The sequence below is a fragment of the Paenibacillus sp. FSL H8-0548 genome, from assembly GCF_038630985.1.
Classification (GTDB): domain Bacteria; phylum Bacillota; class Bacilli; order Paenibacillales; family Paenibacillaceae; genus Pristimantibacillus.
In genome coordinates this window covers 5130639-5145282 of sequence record NZ_CP152049.1, presented here as the reverse complement: position 1 = coordinate 5145282, position 14644 = coordinate 5130639, and the positions used below count along the sequence as shown (strand labels likewise).

The window sequence follows — 14644 nt, the reverse complement described above, 5'->3', positions numbered from 1 at the left end:
TTATGCAGGATAGATCCCTCATAGTGGCTCAAATACACGAAGTTACTGCAGGAGTGCAGGATAGATCCCTCATAGTGGCTCAAATACACGAAGTTACTGCAGGAGTGGAGAATAGGAGGAGGCAGCAGCTTTACGGATAACGTTCGCAATCTATGATACTATTCTATTGCGGCGGTAGTCTTAAAAAACCGAGGAACGTGAACAGCCGTTATGCCCGATTCGAGGGCAATAAAAAAAGGAGCAGCAGGCTGCTCCTTTTTCCTTATGAAATGATGAATTTCACGATAACCGCTGCAGCGAAAATGACGGTCATAAAACCGAGCATTCCGCCAAAGCCGAATACGACATCCATCAAGTCATGGCGAGGCTCTTCGTTATAATGCTCGCGCGGGTCTCTTACGTTTTCCATCGTTGACGTCCTCCTTGAAAAAGACCGACTGCTTCAATCACAACCTATACGGCCGTCTTTATGTAGTATCGGTTTATTCAACTTATATTAGTATACCCAAACAGCCAAACAGTTGTAAAGCATCTACAGGTGACAATTGTAAGACAAAGAGCGGCTTATTTATGCTAAAATGTGTACAGAATCTTTAGGCAGTCGGAGGCGAGAGCATGGAACATCAACAGACGGATCGGGAGCTGGCAGAGCAGCAGCTTGCAGAGGCAAAAGCGACGATACGGAACAAGCTAGCCTTGCTCCCCGATCAATCAGGCTGTTACCTCATGAAAAACAGCGAGGGCGTCATTATTTATGTGGGCAAGGCGAAGGTGCTCAAGCACCGCGTACGCTCTTATTTTAACGGCAGCCATAATGGGAAAACACAGCGTCTTGTATCGGAAATACGCGATTTCGAGTTTATTGTTACCTCTAGCAATATGGAAGCACTCATTCTAGAATGTAATTTAATTAAACAATATCACCCCAGATATAATGTTCTGCTGAAGGATGACAAAACTTTTCCATATATCAAAATAACGAACGAGAAGCATCCGAAGCTTGAGGTTACGAGGCGGATCGTCAAGGATAAAGGAAAGTATTTCGGTCCCTACCCGAACGCCTACGCGGCTCAGCAGACGAAGAAGCTGCTCGATAGGCTTTATCCGCTGCGCAAGTGCAAGACGCTTCCTGAGAAGGTGTGCTTGTATTACCATCTTGGACAATGTATCGCGCCTTGTGAGTTCGACGTAGAGCAGACGGAATATGATCGGATGATCCAAGAAATATCACGTTTTCTTAATGGCGGACAGGATGTAGTGAAAATTGAGCTTCAGCGGAAAATGGAGGAGGCTGCGGAAAATCTTGAATTTGAACGAGCCAAGGAATTCCGTGATCAGTTAATCGCTATCGATGCGGTAATGGAGAAGCAGAAGATTACGATGTCGGATGCGCTTGATCGTGATGTGTTTGGCTTTGCCGTGGATAAGGGCTGGATGTGCGTGCAAATTTTGTACATGCGGCAAGGCAAGCTTATTGAGCGGCATGGGTCTACTTTTCCGTATTATGGCGAGGCTTACGATGACTTCATTACGTTTGTGACCCAATACTATAGTGATAATCCAGCGCTGCCAAAGCAAATCTTGCTGCCGCTGCCTGAGGAGCTGGAGCACGATGAAGCTGAAGGAGCAGCAAAGTCAGAAGAGGATGAAGCAGCATCGTCGCATGCTGATGATGTGATTGCCTCGCTGCACAGCTGGCTGAAGGTGAAGGTGCTTATGCCGCAGCGCGGTCGCAAGAGCGAGGTAGTAACGATGGCGACGAACAATGCGAAGGTGATGCTAGATGAGAAATTCCGTCTCATTGAGCGGGATGAGGAGCGCAGCGTCAAGGCGTCAGAATCGCTCGCAGGCTGGTTGGGGCTTGATGCGGTGCATCGGATCGAAGCGTTCGATAACTCGAACATTCAAGGGACGAATCCCGTGTCGGCAATGGTCGTGTTCATCGATGGCAAGCCAGACCGCAGGGAATACCGCAAATACAAGGTGAAGACGGTTCAAGGACCAGATGATTACGAAACGATGCGCGAGGTCATACGGCGCCGCTACGAGCGTGTGGTGAAGGAGGAGCTTGCACCTCCTGATCTGATCGTGGTCGATGGCGGGAAGGGACAAATATCGGCTGCGCTTGATGTGCTTGAGAATGAGCTTGGCTTATCTATTCCGGTATGCGGCTTGGTGAAGGATGCCAAGCACAAAACGGCACAGCTCATGACTGGAGATCCGGCTGAGATCGTGCCCCTGCCCCGGGACAGCCAAGAGTTTTATTTGCTGCAGCGCATTCAAGATGAGGTGCATCGCTTTGCCATTACGTTCCACCGCGAGCAGCGCGGCAAGTCGATGGTCGAATCGAAGCTCGACTCGATTCCGGGCATTGGAGAGAAGCGCCGGAAGCTGCTGCTCAAGCATTTTGGCTCGATCAAAAAAATAAAAGAGGCCTCAGTCGAAGACTTTCGGCCTCTATCTATTGGGGATAAATTAGCTTCGCAAATTATAGCTGCTCTAAATGAGGAGGAGCCGTCGTAACTGGCGGTTTCTTCTCTTTTTTGTGGCTGAAATATTTCAGTACAAAAGCTATGATGACAGGCAGCACCGAGAAAAAGATGGCTGAGATGATATTTGGTGCCTGGCCAATGGTGAGCAAGGATAGGCCCACGGCTATGCTGTTAAAGATAGCATGTGTGAACATCGCTGTAATGAAGCCGTATCTGACAAAAATAAAGCTGAACGCCAGTCCGATAATGATCAGCTCGATCAACCTTGTCGAAGATGGATAGAACGGATAGGTCACATGCCCAAGCGCCCAAAACAAGGTTGGCAGCAGCGCTGCAGCGAACGTGTTTTTGAACCATTTGCGGAATAATCCGATACCGAAGAAGCGGAATACAGCCTCTTCAGAAATAGCGGCAGCCCAAGCGAGCACTGGCATGAGCCACAAAATACCGATATTGTACGGAGACTGCGTAACGTCTGTTGTATCCCAGGTACCGATCGATAGCTTTAAACCGATAAAGATAACGGCCTGCACCGCGAATAGAATGATCGCGAACAAATAAGCTAATCCGACGCTGCGCCAAACATAGTCGCCGTAGCCCTTTTGTCCAAAACGCGGCCACAACGAGCGGCCCTGCGCCTTCCAGAGAGCATCGCCCGCGACGATCGAGAAGTAGATGGATGCAGCCATCGGTATGGTTAGCAGAACGGTGAAGATTGCAGTAATCATCGTCGCTTGGCCAGCGATTTCATTTTCCCCGAGCGAGGCTCGAATGCCGTCCAGCACATTTAAATTCATGATTAGATATGTAATAAAATAGACGATGGTCAAAATAACTCCGTATTTGAACGATGTAAATCTTCGGTATAATACGGCATAAATAATGGCGAGAACAAATAGCACGAAGCTCATTAAAAAGTAGCCGAAGCCGGTTAGGTAACCCGCTATTTTATCCTGATTTTTCACATAGCTGATATAGTCATCAGGAGCAACGAAGGCAGGCTTATATTTAGTAATCACAGTTCTACCATTCAAGCTTATAGCATCGACAGTAAGAGCGAGTTTAGCCTCTTCGATGCTGTATTTCTCGGATGCCTTACCCTGCCATTCCCCTGCTGAATTAATCTGACTATTATTAAAATCGATACCACTGAAGCTTTGTGCGGTCAGAAAAGCGATGATATCTTTGGTTTTATCGGCTTCAGTTAGCTCCTCTCCAGAGACTTTCAGATTCCATGCGACAATTTTTTCGCTTTGCATATGAACATATACATGCCCGTAGTTGCCATTTGTAAATTTCAAATCGACCTGATAGGTATCCGTTGGAAAGCTTTGGTCAAATTTGTCGCTGTACGTTTCAAGCAGCTTGTTTTTGGATAAATAGCCATAAAAGATTTTATCGGTTTGGTGTACCGCTTTGGCTGACTTCACCTTTATTCCGGTTTCCTTCTCAGCAAAGGCAGCGGCTCTGTTCTCGGCTGTGGATTTTTCAATGACCTTCATGTTCAATTCACCGGAAATCATTGAAGAGATCATTGGATAAATCTCAACTCCGGCATAAATAATAAAGCAAGCTACAGCAGCCCATAGAAAACGTTTCCATTCGCTAGGCTTAATTGAATCAATCATTGGTTCACCTCAACTATCGATATAATGAAAAGCATATCCTATAACATTAACATATAAATCCCTGAATTATCCAATGCAAAAGCATCATTTCCTTCAATAACACGCGAAATAACGATGTCCACCAAGCTTAAGGCGGGCTGTATGCTTCCCATGCCTGTTTTTGAGCTAAAATCGTGCTTAATGTCATAAAGCCCTCCTTTAAATTAAGACCGCTTTGGGATTATAATCGTTAACATCATACTAATCGCATAGCTACGCCGAATTTCCTAAGGAAAACGGGGGAACCATAAAGCTGTCAGCATTGACAGCATGGGGTGAATTTTTAAAGCGGGATTTATCCTGCTGCAAAATAGGGCTGCCTGTCCAGGCCCGAATCCGACAGCTAACCTCGTAGGCATCTGGAACAGGACTCATCGCACAGAGCACTTGAGTTTCAGTGCTTTTTTTTATGCTTAAAAAGCGATTTCTTACCTTACCATAACGAAGATGAGGCTGCTTAATGAAGGTAAACTGGAATGTTCTAAAGTGGTCGCCCCCACGGATACTTGTCAGTGGGTTTGCTCTTATTATATTACTGGGTGCTCTGTTATTATCCATGCCATTTGCATCGGTAGAGGGGCAGCGGCTGCCTTTTCTCGATGCGCTGTTTACAGCGACGTCGGCCACTTGTGTGACAGGGCTGGTTGTCGTCGATACGGGAACCTATTTTTCCGTTCCTGGTCAAGTCATCTTAATGTGTTTATTTCAGCTTGGCGGTCTAGGCTTCATGACGATGGCCACCTTGGTAGCACTTGCGCTGCGCAAAAGGATTTCACTGCGTGAGCGGCTTTTGCTTCAGGAAGCGATGAATCAGACGAGTATGGAAGGCATCGTGCGTCTGATTCAGCGGGTAATCGTTTATTCCTTAACGATTGAGCTTGCAGGTGCTGTGCTTTTTGCTATTCGATTTGCTTTTGATATGCCGCTTGGTCGAGCCTTGTATTTTGGCGCATTTCATGCGGTATCCTTATTTAATAATGCCGGGTTTGATATTTTTGGCGAGTATCGCAGCTTAACGGAGTATGCTTCCGACCCAATGGTCAATTTAACAGCTGTGCTGCTTATTATTACTGGCGGCTTAGGATTTATCGTTCTATCGGATCTAATGGAATATAACAAAAAACGGAAGCTTTCATTGCACAGCAAGGTTGTATTGTCGATGACGGGCACGTTAATTGCTGTGGGCACGATCGTTATTTTTATATTCGAGTTTTCCAATACGAAGACGCTTGGTTCCATGGATTTTGGTGGGAAAATCTTGTCCTCCTTCTTCCAATCGGTAACGCCGAGGACCGCGGGTGCCAATACGCTTGATTATACGGCGCTGCGGCAGGCGACGATGTTCTTCACCATTATATTGATGTTTATTGGCGCCTCTCCAGGCTCCACAGGCGGCGGGATTAAGACGACTACCTTTACGACCTTGGTCGGTGCAGTGCTTGCCATGATTCGCGGACGCGAGGACATCGTGTTTTTCCGGCATAGGCTCGGCAAGGATAGAATTTTTAAAGCGCTGACGATTACGTTGATTTCACTAGGACTTGTCATTATCGCAACGATGGTCCTGTCCATGACGGAGAAGCAGCCATTCTTGTTTTTGTTGTTCGAAGCTACCTCGGCATTCGGCACGGTAGGCTTATCGATAGGTGTTACGCCCGAGTTAAGCGCAGTTGGAAAAATAGTGATTGCATTTACGATGTTTGCCGGACGACTAGGCCCACTGACGTTAGCTTACGCGCTAGGGCCTCGTACAGAAAAAGAATTGTACCGGTATCCAGAAGGTAAAATTACAATTGGTTAGGAGATACAGTAAGTGGCGACAAAAAAGAAGCAATTTGTAATCATTGGGCTTGGAAGATTTGGCTCAAGCTTGGGCAGAGAGCTTATCCAGCTTGGCAACGAGGTGCTGGGCATCGATAAGGATGAGGAGGCCGTCCAGGAAATGAGCGGCGCACTCACTTATGCGGTATCAGCGGATTGCACAGATGAGGAATCACTGCGCTCGCTTGGTGTTCGGAACTTCGATTGCGGAGTTGTAGCCATCGGAGATGACATTCAAGCCAGCATTTTGACAACGATATTGCTGAAGGATTTAGGCGTAAAACAAGTTGTAGCGAAGGCAATAAGCGAACTGCATGGGCGTGTGCTGGAGAAAATAGGTGTCGACCGGGTCGTTTATCCGGAGAGAGATATGGGAATTCGAGTTGCGCACCAGCTCGTTTCTCCAAACCTGCTGGATTATATTGAGCTATCCAAGGAATATACAATTGCCGAGCTGGCAGTTCCCGCTTGCTTGAATGGGAAGTCGCTGCATGATATTAATCCGCGAGCAAGATTCGGATGCAGCATCGTCGCTATTAATAAACCCGATGGCATCATTATTGCGCCAACAGCGACGGATGTACTTTCTGAACGTGATGTTATGGTCATCATTGGCACGAATGAGCAAATCGAGAACTTTGAGGCAGCGGTTATTCGTTAAGGCTTTATGATGTGGTTTTATATGCGATATATTGGAAATGCTGAGGACAGCAGCTTTTATTTAGAAGCTTCTGTCCTTTTTGTTGTTAAAACGCATGGGCAGCTCGCTGATCCAGAGACGAACCGACGGGCTTAGCGCTGCTGAATCCGCATGAATGAGCGAGGTGGTACGCTTTGTATCCTCGAGCTCGCGAATCGGTATGACGGTAAGATCGTTGTCATCGAGCAGCTGCTTGCGCATATAGGAGCGTGGAAGAAGGGTGGCCGCTCTGCACGTATGAAGCAGCCGCAGTATAGCTTCAAACGAATCAATTTCCATGCGGACGTCGGGCTGAAGGTGATACTTATCGAACAGCTCGTCGGTGAGCAGCCTGTACCAAGTTCCCTTGGAGAACAGAATCATTGGCATACCGGTCAAATATTGAATGCCAAGTGTTCCTTTGTCGGTTATGAGCTGATTTCGCGGCAGCACGAGCGACAAATGATCCTCAAACAAGGGGATGCAGCGCAGTGTTGAATCTTCAATGCTGGAGGCGACGATTCCAATATCCGCTTTATGATCCCTAACAAGCGATACGATTTCATGCGTTTTGCCTGTGATCGCTTTAATATCGATTTCAGGATGTGTCGCCGTCAAAGTTTGGATTAAATCCGGCAATGTCGTTTGCAGCGTCGTCAAGCTTGCGCCGATCGTCAGTGTCGTATGTCCTGCCCAGTTAAAATCGGAGACGGTCTGTAAATATTTACGATGCAGCTGGCGCAGCTCAAGCGCGTACTCATAGGTCAGCTGACCTATCCGAGTCAGCTCAAGCCGTTTGCCAATTCGTCGAAATAAAGGAGAACCGATTTCCTGTTCAAGCTTTGCGATTTTCCTAGAGATCGCTGGCTGCGACAGATTAAGGAGCGCTGACGCTTTATTCATGCTGGATTGCTCAACAATAACGGTAAAGATATGCATTTCTTCATTCATTAAAGGAGCTCCTTATGTTGTTTTGTTATAAGAAATTATAAAAAATAAGCAATTCCATTATAAGCTTAAAAGGAGTAGGATGGGAAGTGTGGCTAATATGTGTCGACTTTTGTTGACGGAGGTCTTTGCTAGGGGTACAATGTAGAATGATTTGCCTAGCGTAAACAGCTATTTTATGCCTTTGGCGGTATAGCGTTTGTTTTGCGCTGAAATATAAGCAATGTATACAGGGATTCCAATACATTCTTATATTTTAAAGAAAAGCATGCTAGCACTCACAGTTTTGAAAGGAGAAGGAATGACATGAAAGGAAATTCGTATTTCTCGCGTAAGCTTCACTCGCTTCTAGGAATCATTCCCCTCGGCGGTTTCATCGTCGTACATGGATTGACCAACTACCAGGCGTTTGAACGCGGACCCGAAGGCTTTAGCAACGGTGTACATTTTATCAACAGCTTGCCTATGATCCCGCTGCTCGAGATTTTCGGCATTTATCTCCCGTTGTTGTTTCATGGTATTTACGGCTTGTACGTAGCGTACCAATCAAACACAAATACGGGACGCTTTAAATACGGAAGGAACTGGGCGTTCACCGCACAGCGTGTAACGGGGGTATTAACCTTCATTTTCGTATTTTGGCACGTATACCAAACACGTTTTCAAGTATATCTTGGCAACATCACTCATGAAGAGCTAGGGTCTACGATGAATTTAATTGCTAGCAGCCCCGTTTATTTTGTGTTGTATGTTGTGGGTGTGCTTGCAGCTGTATTCCATTTTAGCAATGGACTTTGGGCATTTTTGATCAGCTGGGGCATTACCATCGGTCCTAAGGCGCAGCGTGTTTCTTCTTACATTTGCATGGGCATTTTTGTTATCGTTTCTGCGCTGTTCATTCTTTCGCTTGTTGCGTTTAGAGGCGATGAATTCAAGGAAGCTGCAAGTGCGATACTGACACTTACAAATATCGGCTAGGTTGTAGATAAGGAGCGAAGCGTTATGGCTAAAAATAAAATTATCATCATTGGCGGCGGCCTTGCCGGCTTGATGGCTACCATCAAAGCAGCAGAGGCAGGCGTACATGTTGATTTGTTTTCAATCGTACCAGTCAAACGTTCCCACTCAGTATGTGCGCAGGGCGGCATCAATGGCGCTGTTAATACAAAAGGAGAAGGCGATTCTCCATGGGAGCATTTCGACGATACCGTATATGGTGGAGATTTCTTAGCAAATCAGCCGCCAGTAAAAGCAATGTGTGATGCAGCACCAGGTATTATTCATCTTATGGACCGGATGGGCGTTATGTTCAGCCGTACCTCAGAGGGCTTGTTGGACTTCCGTCGCTTTGGCGGTACAAAGCATTCCCGTACAGCTTTCGCGGGCGCTACAACTGGTCAACAGCTGCTATATGCACTTGATGAGCAAGTTCGCCGCTGGGAAGCAGCTGGGTTAGTCAACAAATTCGAGCATTGGGAATTCCTTGGCGCTGTTGTAGATGACGACGGCATTTGCCGCGGTGTCTCTGCACAGGATTTGCGCACGATGGAGGTTCATACAGTACGCGGGGATGCAGTCATTCTTGCATCAGGCGGTCCTGGTATTATTTTCGGAAAAACAACAAACTCGGTTATTAACACAGGTACGGCAGCAAGTGCAGTGTACCAGCAAGGTGTTAATTATGCGAACGGCGAGTTCATCCAAATTCATCCAACAGCCATTCCGGGCGATGACAAGCTGCGCTTGATGTCAGAATCTGCTCGTGGTGAGGGCGGACGGATCTGGACGTACAAAGACGGCAAGCCTTGGTACTTCCTAGAGGAAAAATATCCTGCTTACGGAAACCTAGTGCCGCGTGATATTGCGACACGTGAAATTTTCAGCGTTTGTGTCGATCAGAAGCTCGGCATCAATCAAGAAAACATGGTTTACCTTGATCTATCTCATAAGGATCCGAAGGAGCTTGATGTTAAGCTTGGCGGCATCATCGAAATTTATGAGAAGTTCACAGGCGATGACCCGCGTAAAATTCCGATGAAAATCTTCCCAGCGGTTCATTATTCTATGGGCGGCATGTGGGTAGATTACAATCAAATGACGAATATTCCTGGTCTATTTGCAGCTGGTGAATGCGATTATCAATATCATGGTGCGAATCGTCTGGGCGCGAACTCCTTGCTATCCGCGATTTATGGCGGTATGGTTGCTGGACCAAAAGCGGTTGAGTATATCAAGGGCTTGAAGAAATCGGCTGAAGACGTGGCTTCCTCCGTATTTGATCGCGAGAACAAGCATCAAACAGATAAATACAACAGCATCCTAAACATGAGCGGCAATGAGAATGCGTATGTCATTCACAAAGAGCTTGGCGAATGGATGACTAACAATATGACGGTTGTTCGCTTTAATGATAAGCTTGAGCAAACGATCCACAAGATTAAAGAGCTGAAGCAGCGTTATGCGAATATCAACATTAACGATACTGCGCAGTGGAACAATGCCGGTGTGGCCTTTACCCGTCAGCTATGGAACATGCTGGAGCTTTCGGAAGCGATGACGCTTGGCGGATTGCTGCGCAACGAAAGCCGCGGAGCTCATTACAAGCCGGATTTCCCAGAGCGCGATGATGATCATTTTATGAAATCAACGATTGCGACATGGACGAAGGAAGGCCCGAAAATTTCCTACGAGGATATCGACGTCAGCTTAATCAAGCCTCGTAAACGCGATTACTCGAGCGACAAGAAGAAAGGAGAATAATGATGGCTGAAACGACTGTTGCTACAAAATCGGTTAAGTTTATCATCAAACGTCAAGATACTCCTGATTCAACACCTTATACAGAAGAATTTGAAATTCCTTATCGCGCCAATATGAACGTAATTAGCGGATTGATGGAAATTCAAAGGAATCCGAAGAAGACTGATGGTGCGAGTACAGCACCTGTATGCTGGGATTCCAATTGCTTGGAAGAAGTATGCGGCGCATGCTCCATGGTCATTAACGGCAAACCGCGTCAAGCGTGCAGCGCACTCATCGATAAGCTGGAACAGCCTATTCGTCTCGAGCCTATGAGCACTTTCCCGGTTGTACGTGACCTTGTTATTAATCGTGAGCGTATGTTTGGCGCCCTGAAGCGCGTTAAAGCATGGATTCCGATTGATGGTACGTATGATCTTGGTCCTGGACCAAGGATGGCTGAAACGAAGCGTCAATGGGCGTACGAGCTTTCCAAATGTATGACCTGCGGTGTTTGCCTTGAGGCTTGCCCGAACGTTAACGATCGGAACAGCTTCATCGGTCCTGCGGCTATTTCACAAGTTCGTTTGTTCAATGCTCACCCAACAGGCGAGATGAACAAAGAGGAACGGTTGGACGAGCTTATGACCGATGGCGGTATTGAAGGCTGCGGCAACTCGCAAAACTGTGTTCGCGCATGTCCGAAGGGCATTCCGCTCACGACTTCAATTGCAGCAATCAACAAGGACACGACAAAACATCTATTCAAAAAATGGCTGGGCATGTAGTACAGCTGCCTTAACCTGGAAGTCCTCGTATATGCGAGGGCTTCTTTCTTCTTTTCCTTCTGATATTGATTATTATTATCAATGATAATAGATAGATAAACCTTTGTCAATTACGTTTTGATGATGGCTAATCGTGGATAAAAATAAAAAAACCGCCTCAGCGGTTTCTTAAAATATAGGAAAGCATATCATTTCGCCATACTTTCTCTATATTTCTCCGGAATGAAACGCGCAGCGCCGCCAAAGGACGGCGATAGCCGTTTCACCTTGATTTACATCCAATGCTCGCCCCATGTTTGAATGGTCTCAATAACAGGCTCAAGCTCCCGTCCTTTGCGAGTAAGCTCATACTCAATGCGTACGGGCATCTCAGGGTAAACCTGACGTTTAATAATCGTTAAAGACTCCAGCTCTTTCATCCGGTCCGTTAGCATCTTGTCGCTCATTTCGGGAATTTGTTCCTTAATCTCTTTGAACCTTTTTGGTCCTCCAAGCAATACCCGTATAATTCTGCCTGTCCACTTCTTACCTAATATGTCGGCTGCGGCTTCATACTTTGGGCACATTGTCGAATAATCCAACCGTATCACCCCGCTTTTTGTAATTCTATTGTAGCATATGAACAAACTAAAAGTAAGTTAATATGAGTGGGAATAAATGATTCGTCTTTTTTCACATTCGAATAACAACTAAACCAGCAATCGTGCAAGTAAAGGCTATCCACTGAACGCTCGTAAGCTTTTCCTTATAGAAAATAATAGCGCCTGCCGCAACGACAAGGCTATTTGTTGCAAATATCGGTGCTGCAAGGTTGGCCTGTCCCGATACAAGCGCCATCGCATAAAGCTGCAACCCTCCATAGGAGAAAAGTCCTGCTATAATGCCGAGCCATAGACCTGTTCGATTGGCTGAGCGCTCAGCTGCGGCTTTAGCCGGAATAAGAAACCATGCTAGCGAGAGAGCATAGGCAATGAAAAGAATCGGGGCGCTGGGCAGACCCAGTTCGCCAGTAATTTTGAGGCCGCCATTCCGAAGGGCGAACATAACAATGGCTGCTCCGACGAGAACGAACCAGCGTTTCTCCTTAATCGTGAGCGGTTCCTTGCGTTTATGGGCTATAAAGACGACAGAGAGCAGGAGCAAGGTGATACCGACCGCTTGTGGGGCGCTGAGCGGCTCCTTATACCACCAAGTGGCAAGGGCGATAACTAATATAATATTCATATTGGTAAGCGGGGAGGTTAAGCTGGCAGGGCCAAATTGCAAGGCCTTCATAAACAAAGCATTGCCCCATGCGGAGCCTGCCCCAATCACGATGCCGGCGATCCACACGTGAGAATGAGTTAAAAATCCGAGATTTCCTTCGAGCGCAGCATGTAAGCCAAAGCCGAATGTACCGGATGCATATAGGCCAAGAAGCAGCATTCTTGTTGAGCCGCCGCGCATTTGGGATACCTTCATCCACAAGCCTGCGAGTCCGAATAAAATTGCGCTGCTGATGGCTGTAATAAGCCACATGGTTGTTCAACCCCTCGAATTTGTTACACAAATGAAATAGTTCTGTTACCGTCTCATCACATTAATGGGCTATTATAATAAACAAGACCCCCTTTTTTAATATAAACTTTTGGGACCTGCAGCGTGCAGGTCCACTTTTTTTGTTTACTGCCTTGCTTAGATCGGTACAACCACTGGCTGGCGCTGGCGATAAAACACCCATTGCTTGAAGCCAATTTCCTTCAACCTCTTCTCAACAAGCTCCCACTCATCCCCAACTCTGCTTGGTACATGCGCATCTGAGCCGAACGTAACATTCACTCCAAAATGAAGAGCACGCTCTAAAATAGAATCTGATGGATACCAGCCGCCCACATATTTGGTGCTGCCGGATGTATTAATTTCGATTGAAACGCTGCACTCCGCAATCGTTTTTAACGTATCATCAATTTCTAGACTTGCTGGAATGTCAGAGAACGCGGGATAATAGCCCTTCATGGCATCAATATGTCCCAAAATATCGAACATCCCGCTGCGAGCAGATTGCTTAATTAAATCATAATAGCTTTGTTTCACGCTTACATGCTGTTGTTCGTTTAAAGCTTTCCAGCGATTGCGATTAAAAATGCTGACACCGCCAACTTGATGAACGGAACCGATCAAATAATCGAAGGGAATACCTTCGTAGGCTTTACGATAAACGTCTGCATATTCAGGGAAAAAGTCAGACTCCATACCTAGCAGAACTTCAATTTTCCCCGTATATTTCTCCTTTAAGCGCAGTACTTCATTGACATAGTTGGCAAAATCACTTCTAGCCATTGCGATTCCTTGGGAAGGCTGATCCTCATCATGATAGAAGTATGGCGAGTGATCGGAGATACCGATGACTTGAAGACCAGCATCAATGCCTGCAAGGATATAATCTTCAATGTTGCCGTCCGCATGGCCGCATCTGATATGGTGGGTATGTAAGTCGAATTTCATAATAATCTCTCCCTATCTCGTTGTTATCACTGCTCATTATTCACTGCTGATGAAATGATCCTCAGGCATGCCCTTAAGGTCGCTTAAAAATTGCTGCAATGCGGTATTAATGTAGCGTCCTGATTTGTAGACCACCCCTACAGGATGACTGGTTTCAAGCTCATTTACTTTAATCATCTTTAGAGTGCCCAATCTTAGCTCATTGGCAATGGAGAGCTTCGACACGACAGCAGCACCTAAATTAATCTCAACCATTCGCTTTACTTCTTCACTGCTTGAGACCTCCATCACAATATTAGGCTGTATATTGTACTTGCGAAATATTTGATCGACGAATTTTCGTCCCAGTGTATCAGGTGCGAGCATGATCATCGGAATATCCTTCAGTGTGTCCACTGTCGTATGTGTTAGCTTGCTCATCGAATGCGCGGGAGGAACAACGAGCTCAAATGTATCATAATAAAGGACAGAAGAGGCAACATTGGGATTTTTCTCGGTCAGGTACGTAATTCCGATATCAACAGATCCGTTCTCGACGCTGGTCATAACTTGTGATGAGGGCATGGAATGTATGGTTGTTTTAATTAAAGGAAATTGATTTTGAAAATAGGACAGCACACGTGGCAAAATTTGAATGGCGATGGATGAAGTTGTACCCAGTAGAATATGGCCTTGTGGCGTTAAGTTCATATCGGACAGCTTCTGTTTTAACTCTTCCACAACGGTAAGGATTTGCTCTGCATGCGCCAAAAAAACTTGTCCATGCTCGGTTAAGGTGATGGGTTGATTACGATTGATAAGTACGGTTTTGTATTCATCCTCAAGGCTTTTTATTTGCGCCGATACAGCAGGCTGTGTTAGGTTTAGCAGTTCACCTGCTTTTCGGAAGCTCATCGTCTTGGATATCGTTTGGAGTGTTTCAAGCTGGCTGATATTCACGTCAAACCTCCTTTCAAAATTACATAATGCTCAGGTTCTCATTATGCTATTATAATGGATTGACAGGACTACAGCAAAAAAAAGACT

13 protein-coding genes and 1 riboswitch are annotated in these 14644 nt (G+C 46.1%); of the genes, 6 read left to right on the top strand and 7 right to left on the bottom strand.

All coding sequences use genetic code 11. From position 1 onward, the window contains the following. Window positions 1-262 precede the first annotated feature (262 nt). Window positions 263-409 (bottom strand): YqzM family protein, encoded by a 147-nt coding sequence (locus MHI37_RS22330; protein WP_144023693.1) that lies wholly within the window; start codon window positions 407-409, stop codon window positions 263-265. 206 nt (window positions 410-615) lie between these two features. Here MHI37_RS22330 and uvrC point away from each other — a divergent pair, with 206 nt between their 5' ends. After that, window positions 616-2523, top strand: a complete 1908-nt coding sequence (uvrC, locus tag MHI37_RS22325; protein ID WP_076337253.1) for an excinuclease ABC subunit UvrC — start codon at window positions 616-618, stop codon at window positions 2521-2523. Here the strand turns inward: uvrC and MHI37_RS22320 are convergent. Next, window positions 2489-4120 (bottom strand): CPBP family intramembrane glutamic endopeptidase, encoded by a 1632-nt coding sequence (locus tag MHI37_RS22320; RefSeq protein WP_076337252.1) that lies wholly within the window; start codon window positions 4118-4120, stop codon window positions 2489-2491. The genes uvrC and MHI37_RS22320 overlap by 35 nt on opposite strands. A 245-nt stretch (window positions 4121-4365) precedes the next feature. Beyond that, window positions 4366-4532, top strand: a riboswitch (cyclic di-AMP (ydaO/yuaA leader). An 87-nt stretch (window positions 4533-4619) separates the two neighbouring features. Between MHI37_RS22320 and MHI37_RS22315 the strand changes: the two genes are divergently transcribed. Next, on the top strand, window positions 4620-5960 hold the full coding sequence (locus MHI37_RS22315; protein ID WP_076337251.1) for a TrkH family potassium uptake protein: 1341 nt from the start codon (window positions 4620-4622) through the stop codon (window positions 5958-5960). A 12-nt stretch (window positions 5961-5972) separates the two neighbouring features. After that, window positions 5973-6641, top strand: coding sequence for a TrkA family potassium uptake protein (locus MHI37_RS22310; protein ID WP_076337250.1), 669 nt, complete (start codon window positions 5973-5975; stop codon window positions 6639-6641). 60 nt (window positions 6642-6701) lie between these two features. On the opposite strand, the gene MHI37_RS22305 is transcribed toward MHI37_RS22310, so the two are convergent. Beyond that, a complete protein-coding gene (locus tag MHI37_RS22305) occupies window positions 6702-7610 on the bottom strand; it encodes a LysR family transcriptional regulator (RefSeq protein WP_076337249.1) in 909 nt (302 codons plus the stop codon). 303 nt (window positions 7611-7913) lie between these two features. On the opposite strand from MHI37_RS22305, the gene MHI37_RS22300 reads away from it, so the two are divergent. The 3 genes from MHI37_RS22300 to sdhB are packed head-to-tail and all read left to right on the top strand — an operon-like array spanning window position 7914 to window position 11134. Continuing rightward, on the top strand, window positions 7914-8585 hold the full coding sequence (locus MHI37_RS22300; RefSeq protein ID WP_076337248.1) for a succinate dehydrogenase cytochrome b558 subunit: 672 nt from the start codon (window positions 7914-7916) through the stop codon (window positions 8583-8585). A 24-nt stretch (window positions 8586-8609) separates the two neighbouring features. Further along, the gene (sdhA, locus tag MHI37_RS22295; protein WP_076337247.1) at window positions 8610-10367 is read left to right on the top strand and encodes a succinate dehydrogenase flavoprotein subunit; all 1758 of its coding nucleotides are present in this window, start codon (window positions 8610-8612) and stop codon (window positions 10365-10367) included. A 2-nt stretch (window positions 10368-10369) separates the two neighbouring features. Next, window positions 10370-11134, top strand: a complete 765-nt coding sequence (gene sdhB / locus MHI37_RS22290; RefSeq protein WP_076337246.1) for a succinate dehydrogenase iron-sulfur subunit — start codon at window positions 10370-10372, stop codon at window positions 11132-11134. Between the two features lie 272 nt (window positions 11135-11406). Here sdhB and MHI37_RS22285 read toward each other — a convergent pair whose 3' ends face one another. The 4 genes from MHI37_RS22285 to MHI37_RS22270 form a co-directional block, all read right to left on the bottom strand. Then, window positions 11407-11715 carry a helix-turn-helix domain-containing protein gene (locus MHI37_RS22285; protein WP_076337245.1) on the bottom strand — a complete coding sequence of 103 codons (309 nt, stop codon included), beginning with the start codon at window positions 11713-11715 and terminating at the stop codon, window positions 11407-11409. A gap of 91 nt (window positions 11716-11806) precedes the next feature. Continuing rightward, window positions 11807-12652: a DMT family transporter gene (locus MHI37_RS22280; RefSeq protein ID WP_076337244.1), complete on the bottom strand. Its 846-nt coding sequence runs from the start codon at window positions 12650-12652 to the stop codon at window positions 11807-11809. 156 nt (window positions 12653-12808) lie between these two features. Beyond that, window positions 12809-13618 (bottom strand): histidinol-phosphatase, encoded by an 810-nt coding sequence (locus MHI37_RS22275; RefSeq protein WP_076337243.1) that lies wholly within the window; start codon window positions 13616-13618, stop codon window positions 12809-12811. A 36-nt stretch (window positions 13619-13654) separates the two neighbouring features. Then, a complete protein-coding gene (locus MHI37_RS22270) occupies window positions 13655-14557 on the bottom strand; it encodes a LysR family transcriptional regulator (protein ID WP_076337242.1) in 903 nt (300 codons plus the stop codon). Window positions 14558-14644: the final 87 nt, after the last annotated feature.

Coding starts and splice junctions, on each gene's coding strand:
- sdhA (WP_076337247.1), top strand. CDS start 8,610: ATGGCTAAAAATAAAATTATCATCATTGGCGGCGGCCTTGCCGGCTTG.
- MHI37_RS22275 (WP_076337243.1), bottom strand. CDS start 13,618: ATGAAATTCGACTTACATACCCACCATATCAGATGCGGCCATGCGGAC.
- MHI37_RS22315 (WP_076337251.1), top strand. CDS start 4,620: ATGAAGGTAAACTGGAATGTTCTAAAGTGGTCGCCCCCACGGATACTT.
- MHI37_RS22300 (WP_076337248.1), top strand. CDS start 7,914: ATGAAAGGAAATTCGTATTTCTCGCGTAAGCTTCACTCGCTTCTAGGA.
- MHI37_RS22305 (WP_076337249.1), bottom strand. CDS start 7,610: ATGAATGAAGAAATGCATATCTTTACCGTTATTGTTGAGCAATCCAGC.
- MHI37_RS22280 (WP_076337244.1), bottom strand. CDS start 12,652: ATGTGGCTTATTACAGCCATCAGCAGCGCAATTTTATTCGGACTCGCA.
- MHI37_RS22320 (WP_076337252.1), bottom strand. CDS start 4,120: ATGATTGATTCAATTAAGCCTAGCGAATGGAAACGTTTTCTATGGGCT.
- sdhB (WP_076337246.1), top strand. CDS start 10,370: ATGGCTGAAACGACTGTTGCTACAAAATCGGTTAAGTTTATCATCAAA.
- uvrC (WP_076337253.1), top strand. CDS start 616: ATGGAACATCAACAGACGGATCGGGAGCTGGCAGAGCAGCAGCTTGCA.
- MHI37_RS22330 (WP_144023693.1), bottom strand. CDS start 409: ATGGAAAACGTAAGAGACCCGCGCGAGCATTATAACGAAGAGCCTCGC.